The following is a 19,316-nucleotide window of genomic DNA, read 5'->3' as shown; positions in this document are numbered from 1 at the left end:
TGCCCCTGCGGTTGCCGCGCAGGCTGCGGGGCCGGTGGCGGCGGGGGCTGCGGGGAACCGCCCGCGTTCGTGCCCGGCCCGTGCGGACGGGGTGGCGGGGCCTCGGAGGCGTCCGGGTGCGGGGCGTGCGGCCAGGCGGCGGCGTCGGTGTGCTCGCCGGGGCCGGCCGGGCGCGGCACCGAGGCGCCGTTCATGGTGAGCGTCGGCGTGTCGCCCCCCGCCGCGGCGGCCGCGGACAGCTCGCATCCGCACGCGCCGCAGAAACGGTCACCCGGCTCCACCGGCTCCGCACAGCTCGGGCACTTCGGCAGGGCGGCCTGCTGGTGCATCTGCGACATCAACTACACCCACGTCCGGGGGCGGTAACGGTTGGCACGTTCCACCAGGTCGATCCTCTCCTCGCCGCCGGGCGCCAGCCGGGCCAGCGTGCGGTACGAACGCTCCAGGCCGAGGCGGAGTCCCCGCTCGTCCAGGTCGCTGCCGAGCAGCACCCGCCGGGCGGCCGGGTCGGCGGCCCGGCCCCCGGAGAGTACCCAGTCCAGCGCGCAGCCGAGGACTTCCGCCGACAGCCGCTCGCGCCGCGTCGGATCCAGAGCGTACGCCTGAAGTGCCTCCACCTGCCCGGCGGCGGCCGTCAGGTCCTCCAGGAACGGCGTGTCGGACGCGGCGGCCGTCCGGTGCCGCAGCCGCGCCCGTACGGCCGCCACCCGCGCCNCGCCGCCGTGTAGTGGATGGAGGACTCCGGAACCGACTCCAGGGTCTGTACGGCTCCCCGCCGGTCCCCGGTGGCCAGCTGGACGCGGGCCAGACCGAACGCGGCGCTGACCTGGCTCGGGTCGGTGGACCACACCAGGCGGTAGTACTCGGCGGCGTTGTCGAGCTGGCCGAGCACCTCCGCGCACAGGGCGAGCGCCAGCTTCGGCGCGACCTCGCCGGGGAAGGCGTCGTAGATCGCGTCGAAGGCGAGGGCCGCCTCCTCGTGGTCGCCGGTGACCAGGGAGACCACGCCCCGGTACCAGACGACCCGCCAGTCGTCCGGGTCCTCCTCCTCCAGGGCGCGCAGGACCCGCAGCGCGACGGCCGGCTCGCCGGTCCCCAGCCGGGCGCGGACCTGGCGCAGCCGCGTCTCGGCGGACTGCGCGGGCGCCGCCGCGAGCGCGTGGACCAGCTCGGCGGGCGCCGACGTCAACAGGCCCGCCAGGAAACCCGCGTTCGGGTCCGTGGGGTCGACGTGCGGGACCGGCAGGGCGAGGGCGGCGGCCGACGCGTCGACGGGCTTGACGAGGCCCGGCGCAGCCGGCGTGTGCGGCGTACCGGGGCCGCCGCCCTCGCCCTGCGCCGCGCCGGCGGGGAGCGCCGGGGCGGACCCGCGCGTGCGCGGCACCCGGGCCCCCAGCCGGGACACGTCCCCGTCCAGCCGGGAGAACAACTCCGTGTCCGTCAACCGCAGTTCCGGCCCGAACAGCGTCGACAGGGCCGGCCGCGCCCGGCCGGTCTGCAGGGACACCACCTCCCGCAGCACGCCCGTCAGCTGCTCGGACATCTCCTGCGCGGAGGCGAACCGGCGGGCCGGGTCGGGGTCGGTGGCGCGGACCAGCAACCGGTAGAAGGACTCGTAGCGGCGGAAGACCTCGATGTGGTCGGGGTCGGGCAGACTGTCCGCGAAGACGTTCGTGTAGCCCTGGAAGTCGAACGTGAGCACGGCGAGCGTACGGCCCACCGTGTACAGGTCGCTGGCCACCGACGGGCCGACCTCGGCGACCTCCGGCGCCTGGTAGCCGACCGTGCCGTAGATGGCCGACTCGTCGTCGTCCATGCGGCGCACCGCGCCCATGTCGATCAGCTTGAGCTGGTCCTCGGTCTGGATCGCGTTGTCGACCTTGAAGTCGCAGTACAGCAGGTTGCGGCTGTGCAGGTGGCCGAGCGCCTCCAGGGCCTCGATGCCGTACGCGCACGCCTGCTCCACCGGCAGCGGGTCCCGTCTGCCGTCCGGGGCGCGGCGGGAGTTGGCGATCTCCTTCAGCGACTTGCCGCCGACGTACTCCATCACGATGTAGCCGTCGAGGGAGCCGGTGCGCTGGTCGAGGTGCTCCACGAAGTTGTAGATCCGCACGATGTTGGCGTGCTCGATCTCCGCGAGGAACCGCCGCTCGGAGATCGCCGCCTCCATCGCGTCCTGGTCGCCGGTGTCCAGCAGGCCCTTGAGCACCACCCACCGGTCGGACACCGCCCGGTCCACGGCCAGGTAGATCCAGCCCAGGCCGCCGTGCGCCAGACAGCCCGCGACCTCGTACTGGCCGTGGACGACGTCCCCGGCCCTCAGCTTGGGCACGAAGGAGTACGGGTGCCCGCACTTGGTGCAGAAGCCCTCCGTACGGCCCGGCCGGTCACCCCGCGCGCGGCCGACCGGCGCCCCGCAGTCCGCGCGCGAGCAGAACCGCTTCCGCTCCGGCACCTCCGGGTTCTCGAGCACCATCGAGTGCGGGTCGGGCCGCGGCACCTGCGGCACCTGCACCAGCCCCGCGCCCAGCCGGCCGCGGCCGGAGGAGCCCGCCGTGGAGCCGGAGCCGCGCACCGACACCGAACGGCCGGTCGACCTGCCCGGCAGCGAGCGCGACAGCCGTCCCGACACCGAGCGGCGGGACCGCGAGGAGCCGGTCGACTGCGACGACGTACGGGAACCGCGGGCACTGCGCGCGCTGGAGGCCGAACCGCCGCTGCCCGCCGAGCCCCGTGAGCCCCCGCCGCCGCCCGCGACCCCGGTGGGCGGGGAGCCCACCATGCCTTCCCCGAGCTCTCGACCGCGCTCGAGCGGGGGAGGCCCCGATGCCGAGACGACCGGCGCGAGACCGCAGGTGTCGCAGTACAGCTCGCCGCCGCCCACGTCCTCGTACGTGCCCTCGCACTCCGGCCGCTGACAGCTCTGCCCCGCCCGGCTCATGACTTCCCCCCACCGTCACCGTCCCGGGGCCCGCCCTGCTCCGGCACCCGCGCGCCGCCGAGCGCTTCGGCCGCCGTCCGCTGGTAGCGCAGTACGGCCTGCTCGGCCACCCGCAGGTCGCAGGGCGCGCTCCACAGCATGCGCCGCGCCGCGTCGTACCGCTCGACCAGCAGCGGGTCCTCCGCCAGGCCGTGCCGGGTCACCTTCGCCCGGTACGCGTCCAGCCGGCCGCGCAGCTCGGCGCGGACCGCCAGCGGAGCGGTGACCGCCGTCAACGACTCGCGGGCCCGCAGCAGTTCGTCCTCCGCCTTCTGCTCCAGGGAGTCCAGCAGCGGCGACAGGCGGTGCCACTGGGCCTGTCTGCGGTATTCGGCGGCCGCCGCCAGCTGCTCCTGCAGCGCGGTCGGCGGGCCGCTGACCACCGGCACCTCCGTCGCCGCGATCTTCGCCAGCACCTCGCCGCGTGCGGTGCGCGCCTCGGCGAGCGTGCGGTCCGCGCGCGACAGCACGTCCCGCAGTCTGATCAGCCGCTGCTCGGCGTCCTGCCGGACCCCGAGCACGGCGTCGATCTCCCGGCGCACCTCCTCGAGGGCGCGGGCCTCGCGGTCGTACACCGTGGTGTCCGGACGGCCGCCGCCCGGCGCCGAACTGCCCTGCGCCGGAACCCAGAAGGCCAGCGGGTCGGAGACCACCTCCTCGCGCAGCCTGGTCAGCGTGCGCGTGATGCGCTCCAGGTCGTCGCCCGCCGGGTGCTCGCCGGGGCGGACGCCGACCGAGTGCGCGAGCCNAGCCGGCGGGTGCGCTGCAGCTCCGCGGCCAGCAGATCGATCCGCGCGGGCAGCGCCGACCACACCGCGTCGGCGGCGATCACCACGTCCAGGCCGGCCGCGTACAGCTCGTTCATCCGCTCCACCAGCGCGGCCAGGGAGAAGCTCTGGCTGAGCCTGCCCGGGCCGGACAGGGTCGGCGCGTTCGCGGTGGCCGCCGCCGAGCCGGCGACCGTGACCGCCTCGCCGCGCAGCAGCTCCGTCAGCTCCACCAGGTCCTCGCGGCTGGACCAGCGGCGGCGGGCGCGGATCTCACGGGCGGCGCGCAACGCGTCGCTGTAGGCGTCGAAGTACGTCCACAGCAGCGTGATCGACGCCTCCGTCGCCGCCCAGCGCTCCTTGGTCGCACCGGTCAGCTCGGCGCCCTCCAGGAGTCTGCGGCCCGCGTGGTCCTGCAGGGCGAGGAGCGAGGTCTCGACGGCCTCGTGCTCCGAGCCGAGCCGCGCCAGCGCACGGTCCACCTCGTCCCGGTCCATCACCGGCCCGGCGGGGTCCGTGACGCCCATCGATCACCTCTCGCTGCGTTCGTGTTCCGTCTGTCACCGGTAACTCGCCGTCGGCGGAGTCGCCGCCGACGATTCCCTACCCAGCGTGGCGGACAACCACTTGTCGTACGACTCCTTCCAGCCCCCGTCCTTGCGGTAGTCCTCCAGTGTCCGGTTGACCCGGCGCACCAGGTCGTCGGCGCCCAGCTTCATCGCCACACCGTAGAACTCCCTGGTGAAGCTCGTGCCCTTCAGCGCCACCGCGGGGTCCTGCGCGGCCTGGCTGGCGGCGAGCGCGCTGTCCGTCACCACCGCGTCCACCTCGCCGAGTTGCAGCCTCACCAGGCAGTCCAGCTGGTTGGGGACGGTGGTGGCGATGTCGGTGGAGGCGGGGAGCCTGCCGTTCTTCTTGTCGGCGGACAGGTGGTCGTAGGCCGTGGTGCCCGTCCCCGAGCAGACCTTGCGGCCGGCCAGGGAGGCGTCGTACCCGGTGATCTCCGACGTCTTCGGGGCCAGGACCTGCTGACCGGTCAGGAAGTACGGCGCGGAGAACGCCACCTGCCGCAGACGGTCGCACGTGATCGTCATGGTGCGCACCACCATGTCCACGCGGCCGCTCCTGATCGCGGGGATGCGCTCGTTGGTGGGGATGGCCCTGAACTGGACCTTGTTCTCGTCGCCGAGGATGTCCTTGGCGATGCGGTGCGCCAGGTCGATGTCGAACCCCTCCAGCTCGCCGGTGGAGTTGTTCGGGTTGCGGTAGCCCCAGCGGTAGCTGTTCTGGTCGACGCCCACCGACAGGTAGCCGCGCGACCTGATGGCGCCGAGGGTGGGGCCGTCCGCGCTCGACGGGGACAGGCTCCGGTCGTGGGCCTCGCTGTCCTTGCAGGTGTCCGCCTTGGCCCGGGTGGCGTACGCCGTCCTCTGGCCGCCCGGGGCGGGGTCGCCGGTCGCGTACGGCTGGGTGCGCGGCAGGAGGAGGACGAAGGCCAGGGCCAGGGCGCAGACGGCCGCCATCGCCCCCACGCCTCCCCAGCCCTTCAGCCCGGCCCGCAGACGTCGTGCTCGCATCGTCACGCCCCCTCTCCCGTTCACCGGTACTCCGACAGTCTGCGCCCGATGCCGAGCACCGCTCCGGCCGCGCCGAGGACCGCGAGCACCGCGGAGCCGGCGGGCAGGCCGGTCATCGCGGCCAGGCCGGCGCGGGCGGCCTGCTTGAACTCGTTCGTCTCGTGGGTGAGCGCCGACGCCAGTGAGGTGTCGACGTTGTCGAAGCACTCGCCCGTCGACTCGTCCTCGGCGGTGGTGCCGATGACCCGGTCCCGTGCCTTCTGGTAGTCGCCGGAGTCGTTGGCCCGGCGGGCCAGTTCGTGCCGGGACTTCCAGACCTTCATCGACTCGTTCGCCACCCGCACGGGCGTGCGGCCCGCGGTGTCGTCGGCGAGGCGGTCGGCGTGGGCCAGGGTCTTCGCGAGCCTGTCGAGTTCCTGGTCGTACGCCCAGTCGTAGGCGTCCATGACCGTGCCGTCCTTCAGCGTCCTGGTCTCCGCGCCGCGGCTGACGAGGGTCAGGTTCTCGTTGCTGCGGGCCTTCAGGGAGGCGATACGGGCGTCGTGCAGCACGCTCAGCGAGCGCACGCCGTGGGTGTAGGAGCCGTTCAGGCCCGCGCGCGCGACGCTGTGGCCGATCACCAGCCACAGCAGGACGACGGTGGTGGCCGCGGTGGCGGCCACCAGGCCGTGGTTCAGCACCCTGTTCGTACGGAGGTAGGTGCGCCGCTGGGCCCAGGCCAGGGCCGCGAGGGCGACGACGCCGAGGGCGATCGCGGCCCACGGGTACGGGGTCGCGTCCGCGTAGTCGGCGCTCAGCCGCTGGTTCTCCTTCTGGTACAGGTCCTCGGCCGCCGGGAGCATCTCGTTCTGCATCGTGTCGTTGGCGGCGCGCAGGTAGGCGCCGCCGACCGGGAAGCCCTGGCGGTTGTTGGCGCGGGCGGCCTCCACCAGGCCCTTGTAGCGGGGCAGGAGCTCGTTGAGCCTCGTGATGGTGGCGGCGGAGGGGGAGCCGGGGGCGGAGTTGGCGGCGGCGGTGACGAGTTTGGCGGCGGCCGTGCGGATGTCGGACTCGTAGCGCTCGCGGGTGGCCGTCGTCTCCTGCAGGCCGGCCAGGTAGCCGCTGGTGGCCATGGTGTTGGCGTCGGCGAGGGAGCGGTAGATGTCCGCGGCGTCGGAACTGAGGGGCTGGCTGCGGTGGAGGACGTCGTCGGCGGCCGTGGCGCGGTGGGTGGTCTGCAGGGCGGTGACGGTGCCGAAGGCCACGACGAGGAGGGCCAGGACGGCGCCGATGACGCGGAGGCGGCCGGGTTCCGTGGTGGCGGCGTGGCGGAGGCGCTCCGCGCCTTCTGCCAGGGCGGTGCGGCGTGGGGGTGCGGGGTGCGGTGGTGCCGTGCTGCTCGTCGGTGCGTGTGTCACTGTGACCTCCCCCGTGGTCATCCGTCACCGCAAGTATCGCTGCCGTAGCGGGATGCTTCGCACCACCCCTTGCCCATGAATACGCCGGGGGAATCGGTTCGGTTCCCCCGGGGTGGTGGTGCGCCTGCGGTGTGTGGGCGCGGTTGCGCCTGCGGTGCGTGGTGGGTCGGGGCCGTGGGGGTGCGTCCAGCCCGCCGCGCATGGGCGTACTGCTGTGCCTTTCACGGCCGGCCCGGGCAGAGACGAAGTATGCGGCGGGCTGTTGACGCACCCCCACGGCCCCTTCCGCCGTCGGGCGGCTGCGGGTATCGCGTCGCGTAGCTGTAGGCACCCCCTCAAGCGGGGCGAGCGGACCCACTCCGCGCACGTTTCGAGAGGGCTCACCGTTCGAAGTGCGCCCGCACCCTTTCCTGTACCTGGACGGACGCCCCTACGTGGTCCAGGCCCAGGAGGGCCGCGCCCAGGACCGGGCTCGCCGTGATGGTCCGGGGCGCGGCTTTCGGGGCTCGGGTGGACAGGAAGGCCCGGATGGTGTCGTCCAGTTGGGGGTGGCGGGCGGCCAGGACGCTGCCGCCGAGGAGCACCGGGGTTTCCTCGTCGAGGAGGTCCAGGCGGGTCAGGGCCACCGTGGCCATGGTGACCACTTCGTCCGCCAGGCGGTCGACGATCGTGCGGGCGACGGGGTCGCCCTGCGCGGCCGTGGCGAACAGGACCGGGGTCAGTTCGTGGCGGCGGTGGCGGTCGACGCGGTTCAGGTGGAGGGCCTCGATGAGGGCGTACATGGAGGCCAGGCCGAAGTGGGCGGGGAGGGTGCGGGCCAGGGCGGTGGCCTTGCCGCGGCCGTCCTCCGCCCGGGCCGCGTACCACAGGGCCTCCTCCGCCAGGCCCCAGCCGCCGCCCCAGTCGCCGGAGATGCGGCCGAGGGCCGGGAAGCGGGCGGTGCGGCCGTCCGGGCGCATGCCGACGCAGTTGATGCCGGCGCCGCAGACGACGGCGACACCGCGGGGTTCGGCCACGCCCGCGCGCAGGATCGCGAACGTGTCGTTGCGCACGTCCACCGTGGTGCCCCACGCGCGTGCGTGCAGGGCGGTCGCCAACTGGTGCTCCTCGACGGGCAGGTCGGCGTTGGCCAGGCAGGCCGAGACGTGGTCGGCGGAGGTGACTCCCGCTGCCGCGTAGGCCCGGCTGATCGTTTCCGCCAGGGTGTTCATCGCTGTTTCCACGCCCACGGCCGGAGGGCGGAAGCCGCCGCCGCGGGCCGTGGCGAGGACGTTCCCGTCGGCCGCCACGACCGCCACGTCGGTCTTGCTGTTGCCCGCGTCGATGGCGAGGACGCTTGCGGTCAGGCCCACGCCAGGTGCTCCCGGTTGTGTGCGATCAGCTGGTCGGTGAGGGTTTCGGCGTACGCGTACTGGCCGATGAGGGGGTGGGAGAGCAGGGCGCGGAAGACGCGGTCCCGGCCGCCGCGCAGGGCCGCGTCCAGGGCCAGGTCCTCGTAGGCCGTCACGTTCGCCAACAGGCCCGCGTAGAGGGGGTCGATGGGGGTGGTGGGGAGGGGCGTCGTGCCTTCGGGGCCCACTGCTGCTTGTACCTCGATGACGGCGTCGTCCGGGAGGAAGGGCAGGGTGCCCTTGTTGCAGGTGTTGACCACCTGGTACGGGCTTCCGCCTCCGCCCAGGAGCGCTGCGGCCAGGTCCACCGCCGCCTCCGAGTAGTGGGCGCCGCCGCGCCTGGCGAGGAGGGCCGGTTTCTCGTCGAGGGCCGGGTCGCCGTACATGGTCAGCAACTCGCGTTCCATGGCCGCTACTTCGGCCGCCCGGGAGGGCTTCGTGCGCATTTCCTCGACCACTTTGTCGTGCGTGTAGTAGTAGCGCAGGTAGGAGGAGGGGACCACGCCCAGGCGGTCCAGGAGGGAGCGGGGGAGGCGGAGGTCGTCGGCGATCGTGTCGCCGTGGTCGGTCAGGAGTTCGGGGAGTACGTCCTCGCCCTCCGGGCCGCCCAGGCGTACCCCCGTCTCCCACGTGAGGTGGTTCAGGCCCACGTGGTCCAGGTGGACCTCGGCGGGGGCGACGCCCAGCAGCGCGGCGAACTTGCGCTGGAAGCCGATCGCCACGTTGCACAGGCCGACCGCCCTGTGGCCGGCCCGGAGCAGGGCGCGGGTGACGATGCCGACCGGGTTGGTGAAGTCGATGATCCAGGCGTCGGGGTTGGTGCGGCGTACGCGGTCGGCGATGTCCAGGACCACCGGAACCGTGCGCAGCGCCTTGGCCAGGCCGCCGGCACCCGTCGTCTCCTGGCCGACGCAGCCGCAGGTCAGGGGCCAGGTCTCGTCCTGTTCGCGGGCCGCCTGGCCGCCGACGCGGAGCTGGAGCAGGACGGCGTCCGCGCCGTCGACGGCCCTGTCCAGGTCGGAGGTGGTGACGATACGGCCGTTGTGGGCCTGGCGGGTGAAGATGCGCCGGGCCAGGCCGCCGACCAGTTCCAGGCGGTCCGCCGCCGGGTCGACGAGGACCAGTTCCTCGAGGGGGAGGGTGTCTCTGAGACGCGCGAAGCCGTCGATGAGTTCGGGGGTGTAGGTCGAACCGCCGCCGACCACGGTGAGTTTCATCTGCAGCCCTTCTGCTCGGGTGAGCGCGACGTGCTTGACGGACGCTACCCAGGTGGGGGGCTGGAGTGGAGGGTCGGCGCCCGGTTCAGTCCTTGAGGAACGGGGCCGTGTCCAGCGTGGGGTACGGGGCCGGGAGGGGGAGCGGCTCGCCGAGGTCGACCTTGGCCTCGTCGTCGTAGTACGCCTTGGTGGGGTCGTCGCCGGGGAGGACGGGGGTGCTGTAGCAATGGGCTGTGCTGGTGTTGCGGTTGATCAGGACGTAGACGGGGACGCCGGCGGCGGCGTAGGTGCGGAACTTGGGGCCGGTGTCCGTTTCGTGATTGGTCGAGGTGACCTCGCCGATCAGGGCGATCATGTCGATGGGGTACCAGCCCTTGTGGGCCTTGCGGTACGACTCGTCGAGTTCGGTCGGCTCACGACGGAGGACGTAGAAGTCGGGAACGACCAGGGTCTTCGTGCAACCGCTCTGGTGCGCGGCACGGAAGCCCATGCCCGTGCCGGTGAGCTCGAACCCGGCGACGTGGAGTTGAAGCATGAGTCCGACGGCGCGCTTGCTGTGGTTGTAGTCCGGTTGCGGTGGCACGATGGCCGTCCCCTCGACGTACTCGGGTCGAATCGGCGCCACGGACGCCTTTTCGATCGCGATCAACAGATCGATGGGGTCCTGCTGCGTCATGACCGGCTCCATGATGGGTTCGGCGCTCATCGCTGGATCTCCTTGTCGCGCTGGTGTCAGGCTACGCCCACGCAGGGTGCCCCGGCAGAACGATGGAGCACGGCGATCACCCGCTGCGCCGCGATGCGCACATGTTCACTCGAACGAGCGTGCTGAACCGTTCCGTTCCTCCCCGCGCACGCGAAAGGCGGCGTCCGGGTCACCCGGACGCCGCCCCTGTCGTACGGCTGAAGTGCTACTTCGTCATCGACTGCGGCGGTATCGGCGAGGCCGCCAGCGACTGCGGGGAGGTGGTGCTGGCGAAGGCCGAGGGGGCCGCCATGCCGGCCGTGGGGTCGGGGGCCGGGGTCTCGTCCGCCGGGGCGGTCGCGCCGCCGACGATGGGGATGTCGGCCGCGTCGAAGGCGCGCTTGACGCGCCAGCGCAGCTCGCGCTCCACGGTCACCGACTTGCCCGGCATGGTCTTGGCCGAGACGCGGACGACCATCGAGTCGATCAGCACGCTGTCCAGGCCGAGCACCTCGATCGGGCTCCACAGGAGCTCGTTCCAGGGCTCCTCCTTGCTCATCCTCTCGGTGACCTCGTCGAGGGTGGCCTTCACCCGGTCCAGGTCCTCGTCCGCCCTGACGGTGACGTCGACGCCGGCCGTCGCCCAGCCCTGGGAGAGGTTGCCGATGCGCTTGACCTCGCCGTTGCGGACGTACCAGATCTCGCCGTTCGCCCCGCGCAGCTTGGTCACGCGCAGACCGACCTCGATCACCTCGCCGGCGGCCACGCCCGCGTCGATCGTGTCGCCGACGCCGTACTGGTCCTCCAGGATCATGAACACGCCGGAGAGGAAGTCGGTGACCAGGTTGCGGGCGCCGAAACCGATCGCCACACCGGCCACACCGGCCGAGGCCAGCAGCGGGGCCAGGTTGATCTCGAAGGTGGCCAGCACCATCAGGGCCGCCGTGCCCATGATCAGGAAGCTCGCCACCGAACGCAGCACCGAGCCGATGGCGTGGGAGCGCTGCCGGCGGCGCTCGACGTTGACCAGCAGCCCGCCCAGCGCGGTGCCGTCCACCGCCTGGACCGTGCGGTTCATACGGTCGATGAGCTTGGTGATCGCCCGCCGGACCACGCTTCTCAGCACCGCCGCGATCACCAGGATCAGCAGGACCCTCAGGCCGATCGCCAGCCACGTGGACCAGTTCTGCTCGACCCAGCTGGCGGCGTTCGTCGCGCTCTCATGGGCGTCCTGGAACGTGGGGACCGTCAGGGCCGGCGTCTCGGAGGACGACGGCGACGGCGACGGACCGGCGGCCGGCAGGGCGGCGGGCAGGGACACGGCAGGTACCTCCAGGTGCATCCGCCCTCCGGCACGGGGGTCGATATCGTCTGGGTCACGAAGAGGTCACCGGACGGGCAGAACCACCACACTAACGGGGCACGGTGTGTGGATCGGTGTGAAGTTCCGGGGATGGCCGGTGAGGGGCGGTGTCCGCCCGCCTCTGATCAGGTCGTGTAAAGGGGGCGCGGTCCTGGGGATGAAGCCGGTGTGGTCGAAAACACTCTCAGCCCGTTACCGGGACATGGTGGCGCGTTCACCAGGCATGAGGGGAAACTGACACCAGACAGCCCCGGCGCGAGCCACGCGCCGCCGGCGTACAAGGAGGCATCCGTGCCGCATGTCCTGGTCCTCAACGCGTCGTACGAGCCCCTCGGCGTCGTACCGCTCCGCCGCGCGCTCGTGCTCGTCCTCGAGAACAAGGCAGTCTGCCTCGAGGAGTCCGGCGCCTACCTGCACAGCGCAACCGTCACCGTCTCCGCACCCAGCGTAGTCCGGCTCAAGCGTTTCGTGCGGGTTCCCTACCGGGGGCCCGTTCCTCTGACCAGGCGAGCGCTCTTCGCCCGCGACGGGGGCCGGTGCGTGTACTGCGGCGGCGTCGCGACCAGCGTCGACCACGTCATCCCGCGCTCACGCGGGGGCAAGCACGTCTGGGACAACGTGGTGGCCTCCTGCCGCCGCTGCAACCACGTCAAGGCCGACCGCCACCTCGTCGAGCTGGGCTGGCGCCTGCGCCACAAGCCGGCCCCGCCCACGGGCCTGGCCTGGCGCATCATCGGCACCGGGCATAGGGACCCGCGCTGGCTGCCCTACCTGCAGCCGTTCGGCGCGGACGACGCCCTGGCCCGGATCGACGGCATATCCGCCTGACGACTCCGGGCCTTCGCATCGGCCGACGCGCGTGACGCCCGGCCTGCGTCCTGTACGTGTACGCAGGCCGGACGTCACGCACGTCGGCCTCAGCCGAACCAGCTCACCTGGACCACGACGATCCTCTCGCCGCGCACATCGGTCAGGTAGGTGAGCATGAGCAGCCCACGCGTCTCGGTGCGGACGCCGGGGCCGGGGCCGGTATAGGCGGCGCCCTCCAGAAAGACCATGGACTCCCGTACGGCGATCTCGTTGGCCAGCCGCTCCGTCTCGGCGCGAGCTGCCTTCGGGAGCCCGTCCAGCAGGTCGTCCTGGAACAGCTCCCAGCGCCAGTCAGCCACCGGCGACCTCACGGTGTGCCGCACGTACGATCTCCGCGGCCTCACGGATGGCGCGCTCGCGGACGGCGGGGTCAGGATCGTCGACGGCCTGCTCGGCGGCGTGCAGCCGACGCGCGGTCTCAGGGTGCCGCTCGATTTCGACCACGACGCCCCACTGCCGGTAGAACATCCGGATCGGCACGACGCTGTCCTCGTCCCCGGCGCGGACGAAAGCCTTCTGCAGGTCCTCGAAGAACTCGGGCAAGCGGGAGGGCGCGACCGTCGCCACGGCCTGCCGCAGGGCCGGCAGCGTCAGAGCGGGCCGCGGGATGAGCGGGACGTCCCCGTCCGCGCAAGGCATGGTCATCGGCTGCCCCTTCCACTCGTCCAGCATCTTTCCGGCACACGCCCACGCTAGCGCCATTCTCGTCACTCCTTCGTGCGAGCGAGCGGATCGCCACCGCGGAGGGTGAGACCGAGGCCCCACTGTGCCCAGACCGTCTTGCCCACCCCGGTCCTCGGTCCCGTGCCCCAGTCGTCGGCCAGCGCCGCGACGATCGTCAGCCCGCGCCCGAACTGCTCCTCACCGGCCGCGTCCCGCGGGCACGGCAACCGCTTGCCGCCCGGGTCGTCGACCTCGACGCGGAGGACGGCGGCGGTGACGGCGAGCCGTACGCGGATCAGCCGGTCCCGCAGGCTGCCGTGCAGCAGGGCGTTGGTCACGAGCTCGGAGGCGACGAGGGCGACGTCGTCGGCGAGGTGCGGGTATCCCCACTCGGCGACCAGGCGTGCGGCGCGATGGCGGGCGAGGGGGACGCTGCGGGGGAGGGGGGTGTAGTCGAGCTTGTCTTCGTGGAGGACGGGTCCGGGAGCGGTGTCGGGAGTGGTGGGGGGTGGGGTTCGGCCATGGGATACGCCTCCAAGCGGCTTCAGTGCGTGATCTGTTGCGCACTGAACGTAGGTGCATTTGAGTTCCCGGTGCAACTGTTTCGGAGACAAGTGTCTCCATTGAGTGTCCGACTGGCCTTGCGCAAGAGAGACTCTCCCTGTGACTCGTACCTCACCTTTGGGTAATCGGACCTCAACTGTCCTGGGACGCAGGCTCGGCGGGGAGTTGCTGCGTCTGCGCGACGCCGCAGGCAAGACCCAGCGCCAAGCCGCAGACGTCATCAGTGCGACCAACTCGAAGATCGTGAAGATGGAACAGGGCTGGGTGCCGATGCGGGACCCGGACATCCGCGCGCTCTGCGAGTTCTACGGTATGAGTGATCCCCAGAGCGTGCTCCGGTTGCTGGACCTGGCGCGGCTGGACCGCGAGCGCCGCAAGGCCAAGGGTTGGTGGCGCAACTCGATCGACACCGGCGCGACGGCCGAGTACATCGCCATGGAGGATGGCGCCGCCCGCATTCGCAACTGGCAGTCCTCGCTGGTACCGGGGCTGTTCCAGATCCCTGAGTACACGCGGGCTCTGGCGGTCGCTGAGGGGAGTTGGGAGGATCCCGACGAGATCGAGCGCTGGGTCGGGGTCAAGCAGAAACGCCAGGAGCGACTGCTGGGCGAACGCCCTCTCCAACTTCACGCGGTGATCTGGGAGGCCGCGCTACGGCAGCAGGTCGGCGGTCCCGACGTCATGCGTGCTCAGCTCGAACACCTTCTGGAGTTGGAGAAGTTGTCGAACGTACGCCTGCAAGTACTTCCGTTCCGAGCCGGCGCACACCCCTGCATCACAGGTCCGTTCAGCATCATCTCCTTCACGGAGGGCAATGCCCTTGACGTGGTCCAGAGCGACACCATCAGGGGCATGGCCTGGGTGGAGAATGACGTCGAGAGCAAAACGTACGGTGTGTTGTTCGACCGCACGTCCCGTCTCGGCCTGGCTCCGCGTGACTCCATCATTCTCATCCACAACTTGTGCAAGGAAGTGTGAACGTGCCCGAGTTCGCCTTCGAAACGTCCAGCTACAGCACGGTGAACGGCGAATGCGTTGAGGTCGCCCGCAACGTCTCCCACACGGTGGCCGTCCGCGACTCCAAGGTCCCCGCCGGGCCGGTAGTCCGCCTCACCCCGGAATCCTGGACGAAGTTCACGGCGTCGTTGAAGTGACGCGCGGCGCTGGGACAGGCCACCTTGCTCAACCGGCCCCAGCCGAACAGAGGGACCAGGTGGATCGAGGTCCCTCCGCTTTCCGGCACCGCGATAGTCCCGACGGTGGGATCGGTCAGCGTCGACATCAGCTCTGACCGGTGTATTCCGGTGACCGCCCCTGCCGGGCTGGAGCGCCTGGGCAGTCTGGTGGGGCGGCCCAGCCGTACTGTCCGTCAGCTCTCCGAGTGCCCCGCTGCGCGACGGTCGGCCGTTGTTGGTTACGTAACGTGTTCGGCGTGGGTGGCCGCTCGTGGCCCGTCCGGGCGCTCGGAGGCCTTCGGCGGTGAAACCGATCGAGGCGAGGTTTTACCTGTTCTTGATCATTCCCGGTAAACGTATTGATCCTCACATCCGCTTCTTGATCTTGATCAACTGATGTCCTTTTTCGGCCAGTTGACCTTCCCGTTGACTGCGGGCCTTAGTTGCGGCAGACAACTGTGAGAACGCTGTGGGTGGGGTGTAGTGAGGGTGTGGACCCGGTTGCGGGGCGGGGGCAGGGCCGTCGGGGCGCTACTGAGCGTGACGTTGGCCGTGGGGGCGGTTCCGGCCCTGGGGGGTGAGGCCGCGGCCGCCGTGCCGGCCGCGCCGCGGAGTGCGGAAGCCCCCGCGGCCGCCGGCGGGGTGTCGGAGGCGGAGGCGCTGGCCGAGGCCCGGCGTAGGGGGAAGCCGGTGGAGGTCTCCGCCCGGCGCGGGGAGAGCCGCGAGGTGTTCGCCACGCCGGAGGGGCATCTGGAGGCGCGGGAGTACCTGCGGCCGGTCTGGGCCCGTGGCCAGGGCGGCTGGAAGCGGGTGGACACCGGCCTGGTGGCGACCGGTGCGGGCACGGTGGCGCCCAGGGCCGCGACGGTGGACGTGGAGTTCTCCGGGGGCGGCACGGCGGTGCCGCTGGTGCGGATGCGGCGGGCCGGGCGGGAGCTGAGCCTGGCGTGGCCGACCCCGCTGCCCGAGCCCCGGCTGGAGGGGGCGGTGGCGACGTATCCGTCGGTGCTGCCGGATGTGGACCTGCGGATGACCGCGCAGGAGGACGGCTTCACCCAGTTGCTGGTGGTGAAGACGGCGAAGGCCGCGGCGAGTGGGGAGCTGGCCGAGCTGCGGCTGAAGCTGTCGGCGTCGGGCCTGGAGGTGCGCGAGACCGGTGAGGGCGGGCTGGAGGCCGTCGACAAGGGTGCCGCGGGTGCGGTGTTCGAGGCGCCGAAGCCGCTGATGTGGGACTCCAGCACCGGCGGGCAGGCAGCCGCCCCGGCAGGGGCACGTGCGGCCGCGTCCGGTGCGCAGGCCGCGCCGGACACGAAGCAGGCCGATGAGAAAAGAGAGCCGGGTGCGGGGGAGTCGGGCAAGCTCGCGCCGGTGGGTGTGGAGGTGACGGCCGGGCAGGACGAGCTGGTGCTGACCCCGGACACCGACGTACTCAAGGGCGCCGGGACCGTCTACCCCGTCTACATCGATCCGCAGTGGTACACGCCGAAGGCGGCGGCGTGGACGATGGCGTCGAAGTACTGGGCGTCGTCCCCGCAGTGGAAGTTCAACGATGCCTCGGACGCCGGCATGGGCTACTGCGGCTGGGACTACTGCCAGCCGCACGACACCAAGCGGCTGTTCTACCGGATCCCGACCTCGACGTTCGCGGGGAAGTCGATCCTGTCGGCGGAGTTCGTGGTCCGCAACACCTGGTCGGCGTCCTGCGACGCGCGGAGCGTGGAGCTGTGGCAGACCAAGGACATCTCCGCCTCGACGACGTGGAACAGCCAGAATGCCGCGGGCTTCTGGATCAAGCAGCTGGCGTCGAAGCCGTTCGCCTACGGCTACAGCGGCTGCGCGGCCAAGGACGCGGAGTTCGACGTGAAGGCGGCGGTGCAGGCGGCTGCCGACAGCAAGAGCGCGACGATGACGTTCGGGCTGCAGGCGGCCAGTGAGACGGACCGGGTCGGCTGGAAGCGGTTCTCGGACAAGGCGTATCTGCGGGTGCAGTACAACCGTCCGCCGCCCCAGATCAAGATGTCGCAGCTGACGATGGAGTACGGCGGCACCTGCAAGAAGCCGGCCGACGCGGCACGGGTGCGCACCCTGGGCAAGATCTCCGCCAACAACATCACCGACCCGGACGGCGACAACGTCGCGGTGCAGTTCCAGGCGTCATGGGACACCGGGGACGGCAAGGGCCTGACCCCGCGGTGGAAGCCGGCGCTGACCTCGTACAAGAAGTCCGGGTCGAACATCTTCTCGATCAGCCTGCCGACCAACGTGCCGCAGAACAAGCAGATCAACTGGGAGGCGCGCAGCTACGACGGGGCCCAGTACTCGCCGTGGTCGTCCGCGGGTGACCCGGCCGCCTGCTACTTCTTCTACGACACCTCGGTGCCCAAGGCGCCGTCGATCACCTCGGGCGAGTACCCGGCCTCGAACCCGGAGGACCCGGACGACCCGTGGTACGACGGGGTGGGCAAGTACGGCACCTTTTCCATCAAGGGCGCCGACAGCGATGTGACCAAGTACTGGTACGGCATCAACAGCGACCCCACCTCGAAGAACGTACTCACGACATCCGGCGGCGCCGCGAAGAGCATCCGGATGCTGCCGGCCAAGCCCGGGCTGAACCTCATCACCGCGCAGGCGTTCGACCAGGCCGGCAACGCCGGTGAGGTCCGCACCTATCAGTTCCGGGTGAAGGCCGGGCAGCCCGAGCGGGCGATGTGGCAGATGGACGAGGACGCCGGGGCGAGCCAGGCCGAGGGGTCGGCGCCGGAACGCACGCTCGAGCTGCGCGGCGGCGCCACACCGGGCGTGCCCGGAGTCAAGGGCACGGCGGTGTCCTTCAACGGCGTCGACGGCTACGCGGTCTCCGACATTCCCGCCGTGGACACCTCGACCAGCTTCTCCGTCTCCGCATGGGCGCGGCTCGACCGGATGCCGACGGCAGCGGCGATCATCGCCGCCCAGCCGGGCAACCACTCTCCGGGCTTCGAGCTGTACTACTCCCAGTCCTACGACCGGTGGGTGTTCAACCAGTACACCTCCGACACGGCCGGTGCTTCCATCGCCCGGGCCATGGCCGCCACGCCCGGGGACGCCAAGGCGGGCGAGTGGACCCATCTGGTGGGCGTCTACGACAGCAAGGCCAAACAACTGCGGCTGTACGTGAACGGCACGCAGGCCGGTGCCACCGCATACACCACCGCCTGGGAGGCCCGCCGCGGGCTCCAGCTGGGCGCCGGTATCTACAGCGGTGTCCACAAGTCCTTCTTCCCGGGCACGATCGACGACCTGCGAATCTTCGACCGGGCGGTCAGCGCGACCGAGGCCGGACGGTTGTACCAGGACCAGGAGCTCACGACCGGGCGCCCGGCCCGGGCCGTCTTCCCGCTGGACGAGGAGGCGACCGCCCAGAAAGTGGTCGGCACGGCCGCCCGGCAGCCGCTGACCCTGCACGGCGGCGCGACGCTGGGCGTGAGCGGAGTCGCGGGCAACGCCCTGAAGGTGGACGGGACCAGCGGCTACGCGGCCACGGCCCTGCCCGTACTCAACACGGCCCGCTCGTACACCGTTTCCGCCTGGGCGAAGCTTCCCGCGGAAGCCACCAACCGCAATCGCACGGTGCTCAGCCAGAGCGGCACCTACTACAGCCCGTTCTACCTCTCCTACGAGTGGGAGCCGAACACGTGGAGCCTGCGCACCTCGCTCGAGGACGTCGAGGCAGGCAACCTCACCAACCAGCGGGTGCGGGCCAACCAGCCGGCGCGGCCCGGTGAGTGGACCCACCTGATGGCGGTCCACGACGCCGACGCCCAGCAGATCCGCCTGTACGTCAACGGGCAGTTGCAGGGCAGTGCCGCTGCGCCCAAGATCTGGGAGGCCCAGGGGCCGGTGCAGGTCGGCCGTACCATCTGGACGGGCAAGTACGTCGACTACTTCACCGGAGAGATCGACGACGTACGCCTCTTCGACCGGCCGGTGGCCGACGACGAGGCCCGTCAGATGTTCCAGCAGCGCCCGCTGGTCAAGGCTCGGTGGACGTTCGAGGAGACCACCGGGACCAGCCCGGTGACCACCCCGAACGCCGTGCCCGGAGGCAGCGCGCTCACGCTGAACGGCGGCGCGAAGAAGTCGGACTTCTCCTTCATCGACTTCGGCGGCCTGGAGCTGGACGGCGTCGGCGGCTACGCGGCCACGACGTCCGTACCGGTCGACACCAGCGGCAGCTACACCGTCACCGCCTGGGCCCAGGCCGTCGCACTGCCGACCAGTGGTGTCGCGCTGGTCAGTGCCGAGGGCTCCACCCAGAGCGCCCTCACCGTCCGTTTCGTACCGGACACCGTGAACCCGGAGGGCCTGGGCCACTGGGAACTGGCCGTGCCGGACAAGGACAGTACGGACGTGACGGTCGTACGCGTGAAGAACAGCGAGTTCTACGACGCGCGGGACTGGAACCACCTGGCCGTGGTCTACGACGGCTTCGCCAAGCAGGCCCGCCTGTACGTCAACGGAACGCTGCAGGAGATCTCCTGCGACGGCAGCGGCGAGGACTGCGGGGACCAGGTCTCCTGGGCCGAGAACACACTCGCCTTCAAGGCGGCCAAGTCCTTCCAGGTCGGCCGCGCCAAGACCGACGGGACCTGGGGCGAGTACTTCCCCGGCCTGGTCGACGACGT

General features: G+C 71.4%; 15 protein-coding genes and 4 pseudogenes. 5 read left to right on the top strand and 14 right to left on the bottom strand.

Annotated features, from left to right (window positions below):
* From RH94_RS43610 to RH94_RS16865, 3 genes and pseudogenes are all read right to left on the bottom strand, one after another.
* Nucleotides 1–338 (bottom strand): annotated as a pseudogene (locus tag RH94_RS43610) (serine/threonine-protein phosphatase); the annotation flags it as partial.
* Between the two features lie 3 nt (nucleotides 339–341).
* Nucleotides 342–714: pseudogene (locus tag RH94_RS43605) on the bottom strand (tetratricopeptide repeat protein); the annotation flags it as partial.
* Nucleotide 715: 1 nt separating this feature from the next.
* Nucleotides 716–2,581 (bottom strand): tetratricopeptide repeat protein (locus RH94_RS16865; RefSeq protein WP_456154169.1); only part of this gene is annotated, 1,866 nt, incomplete at its 3' end.
* On the opposite strand from RH94_RS16865, the gene RH94_RS46985 reads away from it, so the two are divergent.
* Entirely contained in the window at nucleotides 2,556–2,918 is a 363-nt protein-coding gene (locus RH94_RS46985) for a hypothetical protein (protein ID WP_456154168.1), read from the top strand. The genes RH94_RS16865 and RH94_RS46985 overlap by 26 nt on opposite strands.
* A 19-nt stretch (nucleotides 2,919–2,937) precedes the next feature.
* On the opposite strand, the pseudogene RH94_RS43600 reads toward RH94_RS46985, so the two are convergent.
* The 8 genes and pseudogenes from RH94_RS43600 to RH94_RS16830 form a co-directional block, all read right to left on the bottom strand.
* Nucleotides 2,938–3,728 (bottom strand): annotated as a pseudogene (locus tag RH94_RS43600) (hypothetical protein); the annotation flags it as partial.
* A gap of 1 nt (nucleotide 3,729) precedes the next feature.
* A pseudogene (locus RH94_RS43595) lies at nucleotides 3,730–4,274 on the bottom strand (hypothetical protein); the annotation flags it as partial.
* Between the two features lie 33 nt (nucleotides 4,275–4,307).
* Complete coding sequence (locus RH94_RS16855) at nucleotides 4,308–5,324, bottom strand: glutamate ABC transporter substrate-binding protein (RefSeq protein WP_073948433.1); 1,017 nt, start codon at nucleotides 5,322–5,324, stop codon at nucleotides 4,308–4,310.
* A gap of 20 nt (nucleotides 5,325–5,344) precedes the next feature.
* Nucleotides 5,345–6,742 (bottom strand): hypothetical protein, encoded by a 1,398-nt coding sequence (locus tag RH94_RS16850; protein ID WP_073948412.1) that lies wholly within the window; start codon nucleotides 6,740–6,742, stop codon nucleotides 5,345–5,347.
* Nucleotides 6,743–7,101: 359 nt separating this feature from the next.
* The gene (locus tag RH94_RS16845; RefSeq protein WP_073948411.1) at nucleotides 7,102–8,073 is read right to left on the bottom strand and encodes an N-acetylglucosamine kinase; all 972 of its coding nucleotides are present in this window, start codon (nucleotides 8,071–8,073) and stop codon (nucleotides 7,102–7,104) included.
* Entirely contained in the window at nucleotides 8,064–9,329 is a 1,266-nt protein-coding gene (locus RH94_RS16840; RefSeq protein WP_073948410.1) for a 6-phospho-beta-glucosidase, read from the bottom strand. Before RH94_RS16840 ends, RH94_RS16845 begins: the two co-directional genes overlap by 10 nt.
* Before the next feature lie 85 nt (nucleotides 9,330–9,414).
* On the bottom strand, nucleotides 9,415–10,035 hold the full coding sequence (locus RH94_RS16835; RefSeq protein WP_073948409.1) for a Uma2 family endonuclease: 621 nt from the start codon (nucleotides 10,033–10,035) through the stop codon (nucleotides 9,415–9,417).
* 205 nt (nucleotides 10,036–10,240) lie between these two features.
* Nucleotides 10,241–11,356: a mechanosensitive ion channel family protein gene (locus tag RH94_RS16830; RefSeq protein ID WP_073948408.1), complete on the bottom strand. Its 1,116-nt coding sequence runs from the start codon at nucleotides 11,354–11,356 to the stop codon at nucleotides 10,241–10,243.
* Between the two features lie 312 nt (nucleotides 11,357–11,668).
* On the opposite strand from RH94_RS16830, the gene RH94_RS16825 reads away from it, so the two are divergent.
* Nucleotides 11,669–12,205: an HNH endonuclease gene (locus RH94_RS16825; protein ID WP_073948407.1), complete on the top strand. Its 537-nt coding sequence runs from the start codon at nucleotides 11,669–11,671 to the stop codon at nucleotides 12,203–12,205.
* A gap of 89 nt (nucleotides 12,206–12,294) precedes the next feature.
* Here RH94_RS16825 and RH94_RS16820 read toward each other — a convergent pair whose 3' ends face one another.
* From RH94_RS16820 to RH94_RS16810, 3 genes are read right to left on the bottom strand one after another with little or no spacing between them, the layout of a single operon-like run.
* Nucleotides 12,295–12,546: a hypothetical protein gene (locus RH94_RS16820; RefSeq protein WP_073948406.1), complete on the bottom strand. Its 252-nt coding sequence runs from the start codon at nucleotides 12,544–12,546 to the stop codon at nucleotides 12,295–12,297.
* Entirely contained in the window at nucleotides 12,539–12,949 is a 411-nt protein-coding gene (locus RH94_RS16815) for a hypothetical protein (protein WP_234425825.1), read from the bottom strand. The genes RH94_RS16820 and RH94_RS16815 overlap by 8 nt, the downstream gene beginning before the upstream one ends.
* Nucleotides 12,950–12,954: 5 nt before the next feature.
* Complete coding sequence (locus RH94_RS16810; protein ID WP_324614276.1) at nucleotides 12,955–13,524, bottom strand: ATP-binding protein; 570 nt, start codon at nucleotides 13,522–13,524, stop codon at nucleotides 12,955–12,957.
* A 91-nt stretch (nucleotides 13,525–13,615) separates the two neighbouring features.
* Here RH94_RS16810 and RH94_RS16805 point away from each other — a divergent pair, with 91 nt between their 5' ends.
* From RH94_RS16805 to RH94_RS16795, 3 genes are all read left to right on the top strand, one after another.
* Nucleotides 13,616–14,452: a helix-turn-helix domain-containing protein gene (locus RH94_RS16805; protein WP_079189070.1), complete on the top strand. Its 837-nt coding sequence runs from the start codon at nucleotides 13,616–13,618 to the stop codon at nucleotides 14,450–14,452.
* Nucleotides 14,453–14,454: 2 nt separating this feature from the next.
* A complete protein-coding gene (locus tag RH94_RS16800) occupies nucleotides 14,455–14,628 on the top strand; it encodes a DUF397 domain-containing protein (protein WP_073948430.1) in 174 nt (57 codons plus the stop codon).
* Nucleotides 14,629–15,189: 561 nt separating this feature from the next.
* On the top strand, nucleotides 15,190–19,316 hold a 4,127-nt coding region (locus RH94_RS16795; protein WP_234425761.1), incomplete at its 3' end, for a LamG-like jellyroll fold domain-containing protein.

Origin of the sequence: Streptomyces kebangsaanensis (assembly GCF_001906585.1) — a bacterium.
In the GTDB taxonomy this organism is placed as follows: domain Bacteria; phylum Actinomycetota; class Actinomycetes; order Streptomycetales; family Streptomycetaceae; genus Streptomyces; species Streptomyces kebangsaanensis.
The sequence above is the reverse complement of the archived record's forward strand: the minus strand, read 5'-3'. Positions and strand labels throughout refer to the sequence as shown.